The sequence below is a fragment of the Flavobacterium sp. 1 genome, from assembly GCF_002797935.1.
In the GTDB taxonomy this organism is placed as follows: Bacteria; Bacteroidota; Bacteroidia; order Flavobacteriales; family Flavobacteriaceae; genus Flavobacterium.
Genome location: NZ_PGER01000001.1, coordinates 813981 through 832442 on the forward strand (window position 1 = coordinate 813981; position 18462 = coordinate 832442).

An 18462-nucleotide genomic window follows, 5' to 3' on the forward strand; every position below is an offset into this window, starting at 1 on the left:
TAAAATTAGAATTGTTTTTAAGCTATTTAAGCCGAAATTTTTTCTATTAAAATTTCAGAGTTAGATTGATCAAAATAAGTACAGGTCATTTCAATAATATCCACTCTCCATCGTGCAATACCACATTGTCCAGCATGATTGCAAAATGTTAAATAGTCGGTTTGACCGCCTTGGTGCATCACCAAAAATTCGATAAACCGCTCTTTATTAGCAGATGCAGCAATTGCTATCAAATTGTATTTTTCATCCGAAGTAACAGTGTAATTATTTATTCCATAATATTGAACATGGCCATCATTTACAAAGGTATCATATCCTTTTACTCCTAAAATGATTAAATCCTGTATGTAATTTGGAAAATCGGCACCGCTTTTTACTTTAGAATGAGCCTCTTTTATTTGTTCGATTGTAAACATATTTTGTTGGTTTTGAAATTAATTATAAACTTATAAAATTATCACTTTTAGGAAAAACGCTCAGCACATCCACAACAATCTGCGGAGTAGGAGCGGCCAGTTTTCTTAGTTTAGTATCCATCCAAGCGCCGTCCACGGTTATGACTGCACACAATATATCGTCTTTGTAAAACTCATGAATAATGGACCAGCGTGAAGCATCGGCTTTCATTTTTGCCATTTTTGTCTTCATGATGATAACGTCCGAAAGCTTGATTTCTTTTCTGAAAACACATTCTTCCCTAAATAATATTGGACCAATATATTCTGTTTGCATTACTCTCAATGTTAAGCCTAACTGTTCCAGCAGTTCAACGCGGTGCTGTGCGCCAAAATCATAATAAGCACTGTGGCGCAAGTGGAAATTAGGGTCTAAATCAGACCAGCGAAAGGATAATTGTTTGCTAAATGTAGCCATAGACAAGGAATTTATTATGTTTTACAGTTGGCTAAGATAGTAAGGATTTTCAACCTGCAGTTATAACATTCTGCCAAAAAATATTAATAAAATCACCTATGTTTGCTTTTAAATTTTGGTGATTTTAAATTTTAATTCTTATCTTCAATCTTAAATTGAGTAACCAATAAAAGCACGTATTTTGAATCTGCAGCACAATCATAATTTTGAGGATGACCAATTTATTTTTTGTCTTGAAGGCGTTCCCGATGTGGAAACAAACACGATTACTGATGTAATCAAAAATCTCGAAAAACTGGCACTTGAGCAAGGAATTGCGAGCATTTATAAAACCTGTGATACTATCGAAGGACTTGAAGAAAGCTTGAACACCCTGCTTTATGATGACCACAATTTTAAAGGCTATGAAATCATTTATTTAGTTATGCAGGGTAAAAGAAATACGATCTGCCTCAATGATTATTACTATAGTTTTGAAGAAATTGCCGAAATCTTTGAAGGGAAAATGAAAGGCAAAATTCTGCATTTTGCCAATACAAAAGTGCTTGATCTAAAAGATGAAGAAGCACAATATTTTTTGGATATCACAGGAGCACTAGCCATTTCGGGCTATGGTGTGGCTCATAAGAATATAAACAGCAGTTTATTGGATAAAGCATTTTTCAGTTTGTGCCAAGAGCTGGATGATGTTGTAGAAGTTGTAGAAGAATTGCATCAAAAGCATTATGCAATCTGTAAATTACTTGATTTTAGATTGTATTATTAATACCAATCAAGGGTTGAAATAAAGTGTTGTTATTCTTCTGATTAGACCTAACAGGTTTTAAAAACCTGTTAGGTCTCCGCTGAAAACCAAAAAGCTGTATAAAAAAAAACCTCATTTTAAATCCTTAAAGCGAAGCTGTTGCTAGTAGTTTTAAATGTTAGATTTTTTGGTAACAACTGCCAGATTGCTTATTATTTTCCATTCATTATCAGTGTCTAAAACCAATGAATTGTAAGACACAAATTGGTTCTCTGAACTTTCTAATCGAAGTTTAACCGAAGCAATTGTTTCACTCACATCAATGTTTTCAATTATCATTGTTCTGGGCAGTCCGCCAAAAATTCCGTCTCTGACATTGGCTAAATATTTTTCTTTGTCAATTACCGTTACTCCCGAAGTTCCCATAAATCCATTATTGGTTACCCGAAAATCTTTATGCAGTACTTTATCTAACAGTTTTGTGTCGCTGTTGTCTCCGCCTTTTACAAAATCGGTGATAGCTTGTTTTATTTTGGCAGTCATTTTTTTTAGTCTAAAATTTGATGAATAGATTATTATTCGAATTTGATAATCTGGAAATGTAAATTTATAGAAAAATTTCTTATAAAAACCAATGTCCTAGACCTGATTGCTTCGTCAGTTCACTTCGCTCGTGTGAAGTGGAAATAAATAATAGCAAAAACTGTAACTTATAAAATGCTGTTCTTTGCTAAATAAATCAGGAATAACACTAGTAATATTCCGTTTTATTCAATTAGCTCAGTATTTGTTTTTATTTTTTTAAATACACATTTCAAGGTGTATATTTGTTTCAGAAAATGTAATTTCGCACACAAAAATAAGCAACAAAATAGAATGTAATGAGCGAAAAATTTACTGTTGGCAGTTTATATGCGGGTATTGGCGGAATATGTCTTGGGTTTAAAAAATCAGGATTTGACATAAAATGGGCCAATGAATTTGATAAAAATGCCTGCATCACTTACAGAAATAATTTTGAGCATCAGCTTATCGAAGGCGACGTTTTGCAATTAGATATTGATGCTATTCCAAATATAGATATACTCACTGCTGGTTTTCCCTGCCAGCCATTTTCGGTAGCGGGCTATAGAAAAGGGTTTGATGACAATAGGGGGAACCACTTCTTTCGAATACTGGATTTTGTTGATACCATGAGGCCTAAAGTGGTATTTTTAGAGAATGTTAAAAACCTGACAACTCACGATCACGGCAAAACAATGAAAGTTATCGAACAATCATTAAGAGATAGAAATTATTCCTTTCAAGCCAAGGTTTTGAATACCAAAGACTATGGAAATATTCCTCATAACAGAGAAAGAATATTTATGGTTGCTTTTGATGAACAAGTATATCCTGATGCTGAAAAAGTTTTTGAATTTCCCCAAAAAGAGGAACTGACAAAGACAATAAAAGAGGTTATCAGTAAAGAAAAAGTCGATGATAATTTCTATTATTATGCAGATAAGTATATGTATAATATGCTCAAAGAAACCATGAAATCTGAAGATACCGTTTATCAATTCAGGCGTCAGTATGTAAGAGAAAATAAATCGAATGTGTGCCCAACCCTGACTGCCAATATGGGAACCGGCGGTCATAATGTACCGCTTATTAAAACTGAATTCGGTTTTAGAAAACTAACTCCACGAGAATGCCTGCGGTTTCAAGGATTCCCGGATACTTTCAAAATACCTGAAAAAACCGCAAATTCAAGCGTTTATAAACAAGCGGGGAATTCTGTGAGCGTACCCGTAATTCAGGCTGTATCAAAGAATATCTTGAAGGTTCTGAATGGTATCAAATAGTTTTCAATTCCTGAACTAGATCTTTTATATATCTCATATTACCACTTTGAATATAGTAGTTGCTGGCATCCATTTTGGTGTATAGGTTCAGCATTGCATTTTGAGGCAAAATATGGGTATTTGCTATTGTTGCTATTACATCGGAGTTGGTGCAATATCCGGCAATGTCAAAATACCAATTATTTGCAAAAAGCATATCTTCAATAGTTTTTCTATCAATTTCATTGCAAAAAATCAATCGTTCTGCTTTAAGAAGTCTTTTAATGTCGGGTTCAATTCTAACCAAAACGAAATAGTCATATTGCGCAGCAGCACCATTATTTAGCAAAATATTTGGAATGTATTGTGCCTGCGCATTCCAATCTTTTGTTTCAAGCAGCAGTAAATTCGACTGAGAAGCGGCTGATTTTACATTGATTTTTTTGCCTTGAATCTCTAAATCCGAATCGTCCCAAATGCCTTTTTTGTAAATGCCAAAGTCAGGTTCTTTTACATCTAAACCTTCTGATTTGAAATAATTATGCAGCACCACTTCGGCTAATTTCCCTTGGAATGCATTACAGAATTTTTCGCCTCCTTTTCGGTCATATTGCCCGCCAGTCCTGCAGTCTCTATGATGTCCTGTACCAAAACACATTTCATAGGCAAAGTCAATAACGGTTTGAATTGCTTCTTTAGTAATTAAAGTACCAGCAAATGGTTTTTTATTGCTAACGTAATAATTATTCGAACCAGCTAGGTTGTATAATTTCATATTTTGCTCATTTATTAATTGTTAGCACTATAAATGTAAACTTAATTTTTAAATTTTAAAAGTTTTGTATTGCAAATAATTAAATAATTGTATTCTATTTCTTCTTTATTTTCTAATCCATGATTTGGATAAACAAGTTTTTGCTCACAATTAAGCTTTATAACTAACAACTTTCAACTACTAACTGACAACTGGATCTCACAAACAACAAATACTTTTAGATTCAAATATTAATCCTTACTTTTGAACCTCATAAAAAAACAAATTATATGGCGACTATAACATTAGGAGGAAATCCAGTACACACTTCAGGTGAATTACCAAAAGTTGGTTCAAAATTGGCTGATTTTAAATTAGTTCAAAACGACTTATCAATAGCTGATTTAAGCACTTTTGCAGGCAAGAAATTAGTTTTAAATATTTTTCCAAGTATTGATACAGGAACTTGTGCTACTTCTGTTAGAAAATTTAACGAAAGTGCCAGCAATTTAGCCAATACCACTGTTTTGTGTATTTCAAGAGATTTGCCATTTGCACAAAAACGTTTTTGTGGTGCTGAAGGCCTTGAAAATGTTGTAAACTTATCTGATTTTCAAGATGGTGCTTTTGGGAAAAACAACGGTCTGGAAATTGTTGACGGACCATTAGCAGGATTGCATTCCCGCGTAATCATCGTTGCTGATGAAAACGGAGTGGTAACACATACAGAACAAGTTGCTGAAATTGCACATGAACCTAATTATGAAGCTGCCTTAGCAGCACTTTAAAAGTTTATATGGAATTTCAAAAAGACAACACTTTACTTACTGGCCGATTGAAAAGCGTGAAATACGCTTTTCTTGGAGCCGTAAAATTAATAACTACCGAGCACAGTATTATGGTTCAATTTTCTATTGGAATCTTAATGACGATTGCCGGTTTTTATTTTCATATTTCTACAACCGAATGGCTTTTTCAAACGATGGCTATCGGTTTAATTATGAGTATTGAAGGGCTGAATACCGCAGTCGAAAAAATTGCCGATTTTATTCATCCCAATTATCATGAGAGAATTGGTTTTATTAAAGATATTGCAGCTGGAGCCGTATTTTTTGCAGCATTGACAGCAATCGCAATTGGTCTTATTATTTATGTCCCAAAATTTTTATAGGCTCAATTAAATTTAAGAATGGCAAAAACGACAAAAAAAGAAGCTTTAGATAAAAAGAGTGAATCAGAATCTAAGGGCATAAAGTCATGGCAGTTCACCAAACAGCATCGTATTGTTTTGGGAGCTCTTCTGGTTTTATTTTCAGCAGCATTATTGGTTGCGTTTGTTTCCTTTTTCATTTATGGACAAATAGATCAAAGTGCTGTTTCTGAATTGACAGACCGAAAAGAAGCTGTTCAAAACTGGCTTGGAAAATTTGGTGCCTATGTTGCTGATTTGATTATCTATCGTGGTTTTGGCGTTGCTTCTTTTCTTTTTGTACGCTTATTTTTTCTTACCGGAATGTACTTAGTTTTAGATCTTTCAATCAAAAAGCTGAAAGGGACTTGGTTTTGGGACTTATTTGCCATTATTATTATATCCGTTTTGTTTGGATTTTTTGCCACTTCAGTACCTGAATTGGGCGGAACTGTCGGATATGAGCTGAATTTATTTTCACAAGATTATATTGGAAAAACGGGAACGCTGTTAGTTCTTGTTTTCGGTCTGATTATCTATTTGATTTTTAAAATAAAAGTGTCCCCTGAAAAGGTGCAGTCGTTTTTTGAAAGTACCAAAAAAGAAATCAATGAGGACATGGCTATCCGTCCGACAGAAGTTTCTTCAAATGATCCTAGTTATAATCTGGAAGAATTTGCTGTTGAAGAACCTGTTGAAGAAGAGGACGAAGAATTATTAGATAATATTCATTTAAAAACTACTACTTCACAATTTGAAATTAACAAAGAGGCATTAAAGCCTACGATTTCAAGTTCTTCGGAAATTAATTTAGAGCCAACGCTCAAGCCTCTTCCAATGGATATTCTGCCTAAAGCAGAACCGGTAAAAGAAGAAGCTTTTGTAATCGAAAAAGCCGTTGAAGAAGATATCATTGAAGATAATTTGGCCTCTCGTTTGGTTTCGGATTTTGGATTATTTGATCCTACTTTGGATTTGTCTAATTATAAATATCCAACCATCGATTTATTAAAAGAATATTCGACTGGTGGAATCACTATCAATCAGGCGGAACTGGAAGAAAATAAAAACCGAATTGTAGAAACGCTTCGTAATTATAAAATTGAAATTGCACAAATCAAGGCGACCGTTGGTCCATCGGTAACTTTATATGAAATTGTACCCGAAGCGGGAATTCGTATTTCTAAAATTAAGAGTTTGGAGGACGATATTGCCTTGTCACTTTCGGCATTAGGAATCCGTATTATTGCGCCAATTCCTGGAAAAGGAACTATCGGTATTGAGGTTCCGAACAAGAACCCAACGATGGTTTCGATGAAAAGCGTTATTGGTTCGGCCAAATTTCAAGAAGCAGAAATGGAATTGCCTATTGCTCTAGGAAAAACAATTTCGAATGAAACATTTGTAGTTGATTTGGCCAAAATGCCTCACTTATTGATGGCAGGTGCTACTGGACAAGGAAAATCTGTCGGTCTGAATGCTGTAATCACTTCACTGCTTTATAAAAAACATCCTGCCGAAATTAAATTTGTTATGGTTGACCCTAAAAAAGTCGAATTGACACTTTTTAATAAAATTGAAAGACATTATTTGGCTAAACTTCCAGATACTGACGATGCTATTATCACCGATAATGCAAAAGTGGTCAATACTTTGAATTCTCTTTGTGTGGAGATGGACAACCGTTATAATCTGCTGAAAGATGCGATGGTTCGAAATATCAAAGAATACAATGAAAAATTTAAGTCCCGAAAATTGAATCCAGAAAATGGACACCGATTTTTGCCATACATCGTTTTGGTGGTTGATGAGTTTGCCGATTTAATTATGACAGCCGGTAAAGAAGTTGAAATGCCTATTGCAAGGTTGGCACAATTGGCAAGAGCTATTGGTATTCATTTAATTATAGCTACGCAAAGACCGTCGGTAAACGTAATTACCGGTTTGATCAAAGCCAATTTTCCTGCGAGAATTGCTTTTAGAGTTTCCTCCAAAATTGATTCACGGACTATTCTTGATACGCAGGGAGCAGATCAGTTAATTGGCCGTGGAGATTTGCTGTATTCTAATGGGAATGATGTTGTAAGGGTGCAATGTGCCTTTGTAGATACACCAGAGGTTGAAAAAATTGTGGATTTTATAGGTTCGCAAAAAGCCTATGCAACTGCTTATTTACTGCCAGAATTTGTTGGGGAAGATGGTGGTCTTAATTTGGAAATGGATATATCTGAAAGAGATACTTTATTTAGAGAAGCCGCCGAAGTAATTGTAAATGCGCAACAAGGTTCGGCATCATTATTGCAGAGAAAACTGAAACTGGGCTATAACAGGGCTGGACGATTAATCGACCAATTAGAAGCGGCAGGTATTGTAGGTCCTTTTGAAGGCAGTAAAGCCAGAAGCGTGAACATTCAGGATATGACTGGGTTGGATCAGTTTTTTAATAATGAAAGCTAGATTATTGGACTTTTAAATTTTTTGATTGTTCGATTTTTAGAATAGGGTATAATATTAGAAGTTTAGCTTTTTTTTAATGCTTTTCGCTTTTTCACTTTTTACTTTTGCAACAAATTCCTCGTTACTCGAATCTGCGTGAGGGATAGAAGCTGGCTACCGAAGTAGCGCGTATAGCCCGACTCTATTTAGGGAAGGGGCAATGACCGCTATATAGATAAGCCCCTTTCCTAAATAGAGTCACGCCCACACGAGCAATAGCGAACTGACGAAGTAAATAATTAGTAATGAACTAAAATAATACTAAGCATACAAAATACAGAACAAATGAAACTACAAAATAAAATAGGAATGAAAGCAATTTTGGGACTTTTGACGGTTTTTTTCATAGGATTTTCAGCTCAAGCTCAAGATATTAAAGCAAAAGCTTTATTAGACAAGGTGACAGCCAAAGTAAAAAGTTACAATAATATCAGTATTGATTTTAAATATTCATTGAATAATGTTAAAGAGAATATTAATCAAGACAGCAAAGGAACTGTGGTTATGAAAGGAAATCAGTATGTTTTAAATTTTATGGGAATTACCAAACTTTTTGACGGCAAAAAGACCTATACGATTGTTCCTGAAGATGAAGAAATTACTGTTTCAACTCTGAATGAAAAAGATGAAACTGCTATCACTCCTTCAAAAATGCTGACTTTTTTTAATAAGGGCTATAAATTTTCGATGGATATAGTTCAAAATGTAAGCGGTAAAAAAATCCAGTATATTAAATTGGTTCCATCCAATCCTAAAGATCAGAGAAAAGAGATTTTGGTTGGGGTGGACTCTAAAACCAATAACATCTACACTATTATTGAAATTGGAAAAAAAGGCACAAAAACAACTTTGACTGTGAATTCTTTTAAAACAAATCAAGCATTGCCAAAAAATCAATTTACCTTTGCAGCGAGTAAATATCCCAATTATTACATCAATAAATTAGACTAATTATTTAGTGAAGATACTAGACAGATACTTATTAAAAACATTTCTTGGTACATTTGCTACGGTATTTGTTATCCTTTTCTTTGTATTCATATTACAAACGGTTTGGCTTTTTATTGCTGAATTGGCCGGTAAAGATCTGGACTTTGTAATGGTTGTTAAATTTTTGGCTTTTTCGATGCCTCGAATTGTGCCTTTGGTACTTCCTCTTTCCATATTACTGGCTTCGATAATGTCTTTTGGAAATTTATCCGAGCATTATGAGTTTGCTGCTATGAAATCTTCTGGGATTTCACTGCAGAGAGCTATGAGAAGCTTGGTAATTGCTATCGCAATATTGAGTTTTGTTGCTTTTTTATTTGCGAATAATGTGATTCCGTATGCCGAATTCAAGTTTATCAATTTCAGAAAGAATATTGCACAAGCCAAACCAGCTCTGGCAATCACCGAGGGACAGTTCAGCGATATTGGAATGTACAATATTAAGGTGAATAAAAAATCGGGCGAAAACGGTAATCATCTGACAGGAATTACTATTCATGAAAAATCTCAAAATGGTGATGGCAGTAAAACGGTAATCCGCGCCACAAACGGCGAATTAGTAAGTAATGAAAAAACAAATCTCCTTCAATTAGTTTTGAACGATGGGAACTATTACCAAGATATCGTTCCAAAAAAATATGAGGATAGAGAAAAATTGCCTTTTGCGAAAAGCTCGTTTAAAAAATACCGCATTAATATAGATTTATCTAAATTGAATAAAGTGGACACTAAAGATGAGTCTGTGTCTAATACTAATAATATGCTTAATGTTAGTGATTTAAAATACACATTGGATTCCCTGAATAAAAACAGAGAGACAGAAATTATCAATTTTGCAGAGAGCAGCAATAATAGGGCAGTAGCCTTAAATGATAATAAGGCTCCAGCGTTAAGCAAGAAAAAGCCGTTGACCAAAAATCTGTTATCGCTTTTTGATAATAAGAAAAAAGGTGAAATTTTGGCTGCTGCAAACAGTAATATTCAAAGCATATTGTATAGTATCGATGCTACTAAAGCCGATCTGGATCTAAAAAAGAAAAGTATAAACAGCCATATTTTATCATTATACGACAAGTTTGTTATTGTGTATGCCTGTTTTTTAATGTTTTTTATTGGAGCTCCATTGGGCGCGATTATCCGTAAAGGAGGTGTTGGTCTGCCAATTGTATTTGCAGTATTGATTTTTATATCCTTTCACTTTATCAATACTTTTGGTAAAAGAATTTCACAAGAAGACGGGTTAGCTCCTTTCTTTGGTTCTTGGATGTCTTCTATGATTTTGACTCCATTGGCAATTTTACTGACGTATCGTGCAACGAATGATATTGGCTTAATCAATTTAGACATCATACTGACGCCTATTCAAAAAGTGTTTCAAAAAGTGTTTCAAAAAATAATTCCATCTCAAAATAAAGAATAAATGTCTCCCACAAAAATACAGCTCAACACTATAGAAGAAGCCATCGAAGACATTCGCCAAGGCAAAATAATTATTGTAGTTGATGATGAAGACCGCGAAAATGAAGGTGATTTTTTGGCTGCTGCCGATAAAGTAACTCCCGAAATGATCAACTTTATGGCTACGCATGGCCGTGGCTTAATATGTGCTCCATTAACCGAAAGCCGCTGTAAAGAATTGGGGCTGCATGTAATGGTAAACAATAATACCGACCCTATGGAAACTGCTTTTACAGTTTCAGTGGATTTGAGAGGTAAAGGAGTAACAACTGGAATATCTGCTGCTGACAGGGCAAAAACGGTACTTTCATTAGTAGATCCAAGCACTAAGCCACATGATTTGGCACGTCCAGGGCATATTTTTCCATTAATTGCGAAGCAAGGAGGTGTTTTGAGAAGAACTGGACATACCGAAGCAGCTATTGATTTTGCACGATTGGCAGGCTTTAAGCCAGCAGGAGTGATTGTCGAAATCATGAATGAAGACGGTTCTATGGCCCGCTTGCCGCAATTGGCAAAAGTAGCTAAGAAATTCAATTTAAAATTGGTTTCTATAGAAGCGCTAGTTGCCTATAGAATGCAGCACGACAGTTTGATTATCAAAAAAGAAGATTTTGATATCAGTACCCGTTTTGGAACTTTTCGTTTGAGAGCTTATGAGCAAATTACAAACAAACAAATTCATATTGCATTAACAAAAGGGACTTGGAATCTTGGTGAATCTATATTAACCAGAATCCATTCTTCACAAGTTAATAATGATCTATTGGGAACATTGACTAATAATGTTGACCAACAGCTGGATGATATGTTCAAAATTATTAATGACAATGGTAAAGGCGCTGTCATATTCATCAATCAAGATATGTCGGCTGTAAATTTACTAAACCGCATTACTGAATTGAAGGCTCTCCAAGCTGATGGGACAATGAAAGCCCCTAAAGTAGTTATTGACACCAAAGATTATGGTATTGGGGCACAAATACTGCATGATATTGATATTTCTAAAATCCGCTTAGTTTCCAACACAGAGCAAAGCAAAAGAGTTGGAATGATAGGCTATGGTCTGGAAATTACAGAATATGTTAAGTACTAGTTTTGGTAATTAGTAACTAGTGACTAGTGATTAAAAGAATCCTTCGGAATTATATTCTGAGGGATTTTTTTATTATTTTGACTGCAAACAAGCAATTATAGCATTAACCAATGCCTATTCTAATCACTTTTACTAATGATTCATTTGTTACAAAAACTTTTTTGAAAAAACTTTTTTATGTAACATAAAGCAAATGAAACAATTAAAAAGTTCCTTAAAAAATAGCCGTAATTTTTCTAAAAATACACTTGCATAACCAAAAAAGGTTCTTATATTTGCACTCGCAATCAGGAAATGAGAGCGACATACTGGAGAAATGGCAGAGCGGTCGAATGCGGCAGTCTTGAAAACTGTTGACTGTAACAGGTCCGGGGGTTCGAATCCCTCTTTCTCCGCGAGCTGAAAAGCAAATGGTTACAAAACCCACTAAATTCAACGATTTAGTGGGTTTTTTCGTTTCTAGGATAATCAAATTATTCATTTAATCTCAAAGTTTTGGATCAGTAGCAAAAGTTGGGGATTATGCAAAAAGATTGGATAATCTGAATAAGAAGAAATCTATATTTCTCACTCCTCTAAACTGACTTCTAAAAGCTTTTATTTTTGCATTGAAAGATTCGGCAGAAGCATTTGTGCTTCTATTGTCAAAATAGTTTAAAATTGACTGGTAGTTAAAAGTTATAGTATTGAGCAGAATATTAAAGTTTTTAAAGCCTGATTCCTCTACATTTCTATACCAATGCGCCAGTTTGGTCATGGCAATGTGTTTGTCATTGTTGTTATTGTAAATCCCTCGAAGTTGTTGATTTAGATTATATGCTGTCTTTATATCGGGGTATAATTCAAATAACATTTGAGCCCTTTCTTTTTGATTTTCAGTCCATTTTTCGCGAGATTTATAGAGTAGATACCTGCTTCTGGCCAAAAGTTGTTTTAGAGAATCTCCATTAGGCAAGAGCTCTGGGATATATGTTTTATTCTCTCTTTTTGCCTGCAATATCAATTGATTCTCAAAATCCATAGCTTCCCATCGATGCTTGATTCTAATCTCTTGTAAAGCTTCCAATGCTAATTTTTGAACATGAAACCTATCGGTCACTTGTATTGCTTTTGGAAAGCATCTCTTAGAGATTAGTTTCATGGAATTAGCCATGTCAAGTGTTATCTCTTTGACACAGCTCCTCTTCTTATAATCAATCTTACTGATGTGTTCTATAACCTGATCAGCCTTGGTTCCAGCAACAATAGCAACTAATGAACCTTTTTTGCCTTTGAATTTCTTGTTGGTTACAATAGTATAAAGTTCACCCTGAGATAAAGCTACTTCGTCAATTGATAAATGAGTACCTATATTTTCAGGATAAACAATCCATTGATGTGCATGTTCTCGTGGATCCCAAGTATTAAAGGAACTCAAGTGCTTTTTGTATTGTCTTTGGAGCTTCTTTCCGTTCACTCCGAAAAAACCTCCAATGGTATGACAATCGGTAGCGCTGTTATCTATTAATTTCTTTTAAAAAAGCCGCAAACTCTTGAGTCATGCGGGTTCCTTTGGCAACTAAATTCCAATCTCTTTTAATAATTTCTCCTGTGGTTTTATTAGTCCAGCGACGTCTTTTGATATGCAAATACACAAACTTACCTCTTAGAGGAAAATCCTGAATAGTGATCTCATCCAAAAAGCCCTTTGATACCAGTTCAAATGTATTAAACTCTTGTGGAGGCTTAATTTTTTCCTCAAAATACAAGTGTAATATTTCTTCTGTATTAGTAGTAGAAACCACTTCAAAGTGGTCTACTAAAAAATCAGGCAGCATCAATTTTAAAAGGTCAATAGGAGTCATCTCAAATTATAAGATTACAAAGTTCTTATTTTATTTTAACATTTCCTCCCCAGGTTTTGTTCTTGATCCAAAGTTTTGGTGTCTTTCAAGGTGTCACTTAATTATAAAAAAATTAGTGACACCTATCATAGAAAACTACCAGTACAGCAAGGTGTACAATACATATTCAAATTATGTACATCTTGTCTGTAATTATTAGAAATTTTAAATTTAATAATAACGAAAAGGTTACCACTTATGAACACAACTGTATCCGTTCTCTTTTACATTAAGAGATCAAAAGCCAACAATCAAGGTATCTGCCCTATTTATGCAAGAGTAACCATCCAATCCAAACGATTTGAGTTTAGTAGTAATAAGTATGTAAATCCCGATAGATGGTCAGGAGAAGGCACTAGGGTCAAGGGTACTAATGAAGAAGCTAGAACAATAAATAATCATCTAGATTATTTGAAAAATCAAGTTTTAGAAGCAGAAAAAAGATTATTCAAAAAAGACATCAAAGTTACATCCGAAAGCTTAAAGAATGAACTGTCGGGTACTAATGAAACTAAACGAATGCTTATCCCAATCTTTCAAGACCACAATAACAAAATCAAAGAACTAGTTGGCAAAGAATACGCTCCAGGAACATTAGAACGCTATAAAACATCTTTAAGTCATACCGTAGAATTTTTACAGTGGAAATATAAAGTTTCGGATATTGATATTAATAAAATAGATCATGCTTTTGTAAGCGATTATGAATTTTGGTTGAGAAGTGTAAGGAACTGCGCCAATAATACAGCAGTAAAATACATCAAGAACTTCAATAAAATAATCAAAATCTGTCTGGCCAATGACTGGCTGGATAAAAATCCATTTGCAAACTACAAATCAAAAGTAAAAGAGGTTGAAAGAGTTTATTTATCTGAAGCAGAAATTCAAAACATTATCAACAAGGATTTAAAAACAGAAAGATTATCACTAGTGCGCGATATTTTCCTTTTTAGCTGTTTTACGGGTTTAGCATACATTGATGTCAAAAACTTAACAAAGTCGCATATAAGCCTTGGAATCGATGGGGAGAAATGGATATTTACTCATCGCCAGAAAACTGAGAGTGCTTCTAAAATCCCAATCCTTCCAGTTACTCAATTGATTATTGATAAATACGAATACCATCCACAAAGCAATAATCAGGATAAACTACTGCCCATTTTGAGTAATCAAAAGATGAATGCCTATTTAAAGGAAATAGCAGGCGTTTGCGGGATTGAAAAAGAATTAACCTTTCACATTGCTCGCCATACTTTTGCAACCACTGTAACACTTACAAATGGTGTTCCTATAGAAAGTGTAAGCAAAATGTTAGGGCATAAAAATTTAAGAACCACACAGCACTATGCTAAAGTGTTGGATAGAAAAGTTAGTGAGGATATGTCTTTATTAAAACATAAATTATCTATACAAGCTATTTCTAAAAGCTCATAAATTGATTATAGAATCATACAACACTAATTCCCGAATTCAATACTATGAATTCGGGAATTTAATACCTATAAATTAGTGAGATAAAACTATTTTCTTTTCAGTCGAAAAAAGTTAAAAATATAGTGCTGAATTTTAGTGCATTAAAAAACGAACTCACATTTTCATTTTTCTGAAATATCCCAAACCAACGCATGTTTATTTAATGTCTACCGCAAAGAGGCTTTAGTTTTTGTGCTACCAATTTTTCTATTATGTTTAAGAATTTTGTCTGTTTAAATTTTTTAAATTCAACTACTTTGATTGTTATCGCATAATTTTTAAATCTAGCATATTCAAATAGCTGTAAACCTTGCGTTGAGATTTTATCATAATAACCTAAGTGTTGGCAAATTCTTCCAGTAATGTTAGTCAGATTATTACATTTTGTAAATCCACCTTGTCTAATTCCAACATAAAAAACTTTGCTTTTTTTATTTTTATTATTTGTTGGAGGTACTGTTTTTAAATTTTTAACTCTATACTTGTTTAGTTCTAAATTCAAATTGTTTGCCAATTCTTCATTTTCAAGTTCAAACCAATATAAACAATGATTTTCTTTAATACAATTCAAATCATTAAAAATAGAAACTAATTCACCATCACTATTAACAAACTTGGTATAACCTTCATGATCCAATAACTGATTTGAATTAAATTGAAGCTTATGATAATATGAATCATTGTTTCTATTTTCATAAATATTTTGAGCTATTTCATTTAGAATAGAATCCATTTTTTCAATTTCATTTTCAATATCTAAATATTTCATAATTTAATACAGCCTTATTAATTACAACTAAATAAATTAGCTTAAATATTTTTTATTTGGATTGATTTTGGAAAGAAATTAAGATTTTCTATTGACTCTTCATGATCCATAAATAGCACATAATTTTCTTTTTCATTATCTTTAGAAGAAGGATATATTAATCCATCAATTTTCAACTGTGGATTAAATCTAATGTATTCTGTAACAATCTGTGTTGGAACATAATCTATAATAGCAATATTATCATGTATTGGTTTTGAGATGTCTTTTATAAAATCTTTTAAAAAATGTATAGTTTCTATTTGCCAATTGTTTTTAGAGTCAAATGCACTTGGGTAATCTGGTAATTTAGTTAAATCTACAAGTTTTATTTTTTTTTTGTAGTAAAATAAGCTGTTGTGTAATATGGTTCATCTTTATAATCAAAATTTACTACTTCACTAATACAAACATCTTTTATTGGGCTACAATAAAACATTGAAATCCCAGCTGGACTCATTCTATTGTTTTTTTTACAATTTTCAGTTGGATTTGATGCAATATTAATTCCTGTAATCTTTATTTCATTTTTATTTTTATGTTGCCTGCATCTAAAAAGTTTTTCAGTTGTTTTAACTTCCTTAAATAGATTAAAATGTAAAATAGAATGTTGGACTTTATCCAAAACTTCAATTGGGCTTCCTGTGTTAAATCCTGAAAATTGATTACTAAAATGAAAAACATATCTGGCTTTATTTTTTACAATACTTTTAAAATTATTCCATGTTTCATGGTAATATTCTGATTCAGAAGTATATTCATCTTTTAGGCAATATAATGTTTCATTACCAAGATATTTGATAATATCATCATACAATACAGAATCATCGATTTCTAATCCTAGATCATAAAGCATTTCATTAAAAGGCATGATATTTCCATCTAATCCATACTCAGCATCGTGATTTATATATCTTGAATTGTTTGGATCCTCATAATAGTAATCTATTCCAACTACGATTAATTTTAATACTTCTGAAAGCTCGACAACTTTTCTATTACACTCACAATAATCACATTTACCTTTTTTACCATTTTTAAGTATAAATTTTTTAATGTAATCTTCTTCAATATGATCTGAACAAACAAGTTCTTTTGTATCAAAATCATACAATCCATCTTGCTCTTCAAAATATCTTTTAGTTGCTCCCATTATTAATTACAAATAGGTTTGTCATTTAATTAAATCAATATAAAATAAGATTGTGGTTTTAATTTATTTTTGTTCTAACAAACGAAATATCAGTTTCAACATTTTTTGGAAAGAAATTGTCTATTCCAAACATTTGAGCAAAGAAATCTATTTGTCCTCTCTTAGTTATATTAATAACCATTTCCCAGTTATAAGGTGTAATAGAGATAGGTGAATTTGTTTTTTTAATCCAATCATTTAGTTTATTAATTTCTAATTTTGTTTCTATTAAATCAATAACCAGATCATCTGCTTTATCAATTAGTTTTGTGATAATGACATAAAATCTATTATCAATATTTTCCTCAATTATTTCTAAACTAAATCTTTCTAAAAAAGCTTCTAATTTCATAATATTTATACGTTTTTTTAAACCTTCTCAAACTTTATCTTTGCAAACACTGTATGAAGTGTTCATCTTATCATTTATATTATTTTTTCCAAAAACCAGTTAAACTATAGCCAATTCCAAATCCAAACCATGGCTTACCATCATAATTCCAATTATTAGAATCTTTTCCTGCCCCAAAATCCCAACCGTAAAATAATCCAAATTGAAAATTGTAAACACTTTTAACAAATCCAATTCCTGTAGAAACTACTCCTATATTTTGAGTTGCATCTGATGTGATAGGAGTTTTACCAAGAGTAGTATTACTTTTACTTAATGTTGTAGTACCTACATTAAAAAAAGGTCCAATTGTAATAGACCACACATTAAAATTATCTTTAAATCCAACTCCTCTTTGGTAATTTACTTTTTGCTTTCCAAACGTCCAACCTCCAAAGATACCAACATTTAAATCTGCTGTAAAATCTTCATTTATTTTAATGTCATTTTTTTCAAAATCAAATCTATATTTAATGGGAATTGTCAAAGGACCAAAAACTATTGAAGAATTTTTTAAATAAATTGTTTCCCTATTAGCCAACTGAAAAGTGTAATCTGTTTTTCTATCATATTTATTTATTAAATAATAGTCAACACTTGTACCATCATTTTTATAAACTTCAATAATAGTATCACAATGAGTCAAGTAATCCTCGTTTCCTAAAGTCTGTTTTTCATATTTATAAAGCATATACTTTTTATCACTATCAAGTTTTGTAATAGTTTTTGGAACGTTTCTAGTTGTTGTTCCATCACAATTATATGTGTTTGTGATGAATTTGATATTTGTATCTTTTAAAATTGTATTAGTCGGATTTAGCCAATAATTAACGTGGATAATTGAATTGTCCTTTTCATCTACATATATATTTGCCTTTGCATTTTCAATTGAGTTAACTTTGATTGTGACTTCTTTGTCAACTAGAGTTGTTGTATTTTCTGTAATGACTTCCTCAGAAATTATTGTTTTAGTAGTAGATTTACCATCAACGGTATGTTTAAATTCGGTTTCATTTATTATAGTTTGTCCTTTCTTAAGTTCTTGAGGACAACTTACTGTAACTTTTTTTGTGAGCTTCAAATTTTTTGGAAGCTTAACATTTTTTAACGTCTCATACGTTTGTCCATAACTACAGTAACAAATTAAAAGCAACAAAAAAGTAATACAATTTTTCATGATATATAGTTTTATTGGTTAATTACTAAATATGATTTTAAAATCACTCAACCTTTTCCCAACATAATTAATCATCCCAAATACAAAATCAACTTTCCATTAAGCCAATTG

At 32.5% G+C, this 18462-nt stretch carries 20 protein-coding genes and 1 tRNA gene; 10 read left to right on the top strand and 11 right to left on the bottom strand.

Annotation, left to right across the window (positions count from 1 at the left end; genetic code table 11):
- Positions 1-26: 26 nt before the first annotated feature.
- Both CLU83_RS03580 and CLU83_RS03585 read right to left on the bottom strand, forming a co-directional pair.
- On the bottom strand, positions 27-416 hold the full coding sequence (locus CLU83_RS03580) for a DUF1398 domain-containing protein (protein WP_100430346.1): 390 nt from the start codon (positions 414-416) through the stop codon (positions 27-29).
- Between the two features lie 22 nt (positions 417-438).
- Positions 439-873: a thioesterase family protein gene (locus CLU83_RS03585; protein WP_100430347.1), complete on the bottom strand. Its 435-nt coding sequence runs from the start codon at positions 871-873 to the stop codon at positions 439-441.
- A 181-nt stretch (positions 874-1054) separates the two neighbouring features.
- On the opposite strand from CLU83_RS03585, the gene CLU83_RS03590 reads away from it, so the two are divergent.
- On the top strand, positions 1055-1639 hold the full coding sequence (locus tag CLU83_RS03590) for a DUF6642 family protein (RefSeq protein ID WP_232726962.1): 585 nt from the start codon (positions 1055-1057) through the stop codon (positions 1637-1639).
- Between the two features lie 150 nt (positions 1640-1789).
- Here the strand turns inward: CLU83_RS03590 and CLU83_RS03595 are convergent, their stop codons facing one another.
- Positions 1790-2161 carry a nuclear transport factor 2 family protein gene (locus tag CLU83_RS03595; RefSeq protein ID WP_100430348.1) on the bottom strand — a complete coding sequence of 124 codons (372 nt, stop codon included), beginning with the start codon at positions 2159-2161 and terminating at the stop codon, positions 1790-1792.
- A gap of 338 nt (positions 2162-2499) precedes the next feature.
- Between CLU83_RS03595 and dcm the strand changes: the two genes are divergently transcribed.
- Complete coding sequence (gene dcm, locus CLU83_RS03600) at positions 2500-3465, top strand: DNA (cytosine-5-)-methyltransferase (RefSeq protein ID WP_100430349.1); 966 nt, start codon at positions 2500-2502, stop codon at positions 3463-3465.
- Here dcm and CLU83_RS03605 read toward each other — a convergent pair.
- Positions 3458-4219 carry a hypothetical protein gene (locus CLU83_RS03605; RefSeq protein WP_100430350.1) on the bottom strand — a complete coding sequence of 254 codons (762 nt, stop codon included), beginning with the start codon at positions 4217-4219 and terminating at the stop codon, positions 3458-3460. The two genes, dcm and CLU83_RS03605, sit on opposite strands and share 8 nt — an antisense overlap.
- Before the next feature lie 269 nt (positions 4220-4488).
- Between CLU83_RS03605 and tpx the strand changes: the two genes are divergently transcribed.
- The 7 genes from tpx to CLU83_RS03640 all read left to right on the top strand — a co-directional run bounded on the left by tpx (position 4489) and on the right by CLU83_RS03640 (position 11822).
- The gene (tpx, locus tag CLU83_RS03610; protein ID WP_100430351.1) at positions 4489-4986 is read left to right on the top strand and encodes a thiol peroxidase; all 498 of its coding nucleotides are present in this window, start codon (positions 4489-4491) and stop codon (positions 4984-4986) included.
- An 8-nt stretch (positions 4987-4994) separates the two neighbouring features.
- Positions 4995-5369 (top strand): diacylglycerol kinase family protein, encoded by a 375-nt coding sequence (locus tag CLU83_RS03615; RefSeq protein ID WP_100430352.1) that lies wholly within the window; start codon positions 4995-4997, stop codon positions 5367-5369.
- An 18-nt stretch (positions 5370-5387) separates the two neighbouring features.
- Entirely contained in the window at positions 5388-7844 is a 2457-nt protein-coding gene (locus tag CLU83_RS03620; protein ID WP_100430353.1) for a DNA translocase FtsK, read from the top strand.
- Between the two features lie 348 nt (positions 7845-8192).
- Positions 8193-8834 carry an outer membrane lipoprotein carrier protein LolA gene (locus CLU83_RS03625; protein WP_100433602.1) on the top strand — a complete coding sequence of 214 codons (642 nt, stop codon included), beginning with the start codon at positions 8193-8195 and terminating at the stop codon, positions 8832-8834.
- Positions 8835-8841: 7 nt separating this feature from the next.
- The gene (locus tag CLU83_RS03630) at positions 8842-10293 is read left to right on the top strand and encodes an LptF/LptG family permease (protein WP_100430354.1); all 1452 of its coding nucleotides are present in this window, start codon (positions 8842-8844) and stop codon (positions 10291-10293) included.
- Positions 10294-11427 (top strand): 3,4-dihydroxy-2-butanone-4-phosphate synthase, encoded by a 1134-nt coding sequence (gene ribB / locus CLU83_RS03635; RefSeq protein ID WP_100430355.1) that lies wholly within the window; start codon positions 10294-10296, stop codon positions 11425-11427. It begins immediately after the preceding gene.
- Positions 11428-11737: 310 nt separating this feature from the next.
- Positions 11738-11822: transfer RNA gene (locus CLU83_RS03640), tRNA-Ser, on the top strand.
- 125 nt (positions 11823-11947) lie between these two features.
- Here the strand turns inward: CLU83_RS03640 and CLU83_RS03645 are convergent.
- Together CLU83_RS03645 and CLU83_RS03650 are read right to left on the bottom strand one after the other, a co-directional pair.
- Positions 11948-12901, bottom strand: coding sequence for a transposase (locus CLU83_RS03645; RefSeq protein WP_198512334.1), 954 nt, complete (start codon positions 12899-12901; stop codon positions 11948-11950).
- A 22-nt stretch (positions 12902-12923) separates the two neighbouring features.
- Positions 12924-13271 carry a transposase gene (locus tag CLU83_RS03650; RefSeq protein ID WP_100429739.1) on the bottom strand — a complete coding sequence of 116 codons (348 nt, stop codon included), beginning with the start codon at positions 13269-13271 and terminating at the stop codon, positions 12924-12926.
- 237 nt (positions 13272-13508) lie between these two features.
- Between CLU83_RS03650 and CLU83_RS03655 the strand changes: the two genes are divergently transcribed.
- A complete protein-coding gene (locus tag CLU83_RS03655) occupies positions 13509-14744 on the top strand; it encodes a site-specific integrase (RefSeq protein ID WP_100430356.1) in 1236 nt (411 codons plus the stop codon).
- 199 nt (positions 14745-14943) lie between these two features.
- Here the strand turns inward: CLU83_RS03655 and CLU83_RS03660 are convergent, their stop codons facing one another.
- The 5 genes from CLU83_RS03660 to CLU83_RS03680 form a co-directional block, all read right to left on the bottom strand.
- Entirely contained in the window at positions 14944-15552 is a 609-nt protein-coding gene (locus CLU83_RS03660; RefSeq protein WP_100430357.1) for a hypothetical protein, read from the bottom strand.
- A gap of 41 nt (positions 15553-15593) precedes the next feature.
- A complete protein-coding gene (locus tag CLU83_RS22775) occupies positions 15594-15959 on the bottom strand; it encodes an RES family NAD+ phosphorylase (RefSeq protein WP_100430358.1) in 366 nt (121 codons plus the stop codon).
- Positions 15920-16744 carry a HEPN-associated N-terminal domain-containing protein gene (locus tag CLU83_RS03670; protein WP_100430359.1) on the bottom strand — a complete coding sequence of 275 codons (825 nt, stop codon included), beginning with the start codon at positions 16742-16744 and terminating at the stop codon, positions 15920-15922. Before CLU83_RS03670 ends, CLU83_RS22775 begins: the two co-directional genes overlap by 40 nt.
- Positions 16745-16802: 58 nt before the next feature.
- Complete coding sequence (locus CLU83_RS03675) at positions 16803-17135, bottom strand: hypothetical protein (protein ID WP_100430360.1); 333 nt, start codon at positions 17133-17135, stop codon at positions 16803-16805.
- Positions 17136-17214: 79 nt separating this feature from the next.
- Positions 17215-18351, bottom strand: coding sequence for a hypothetical protein (locus CLU83_RS03680; protein WP_100430361.1), 1137 nt, complete (start codon positions 18349-18351; stop codon positions 17215-17217).
- Positions 18352-18462: the final 111 nt, after the last annotated feature.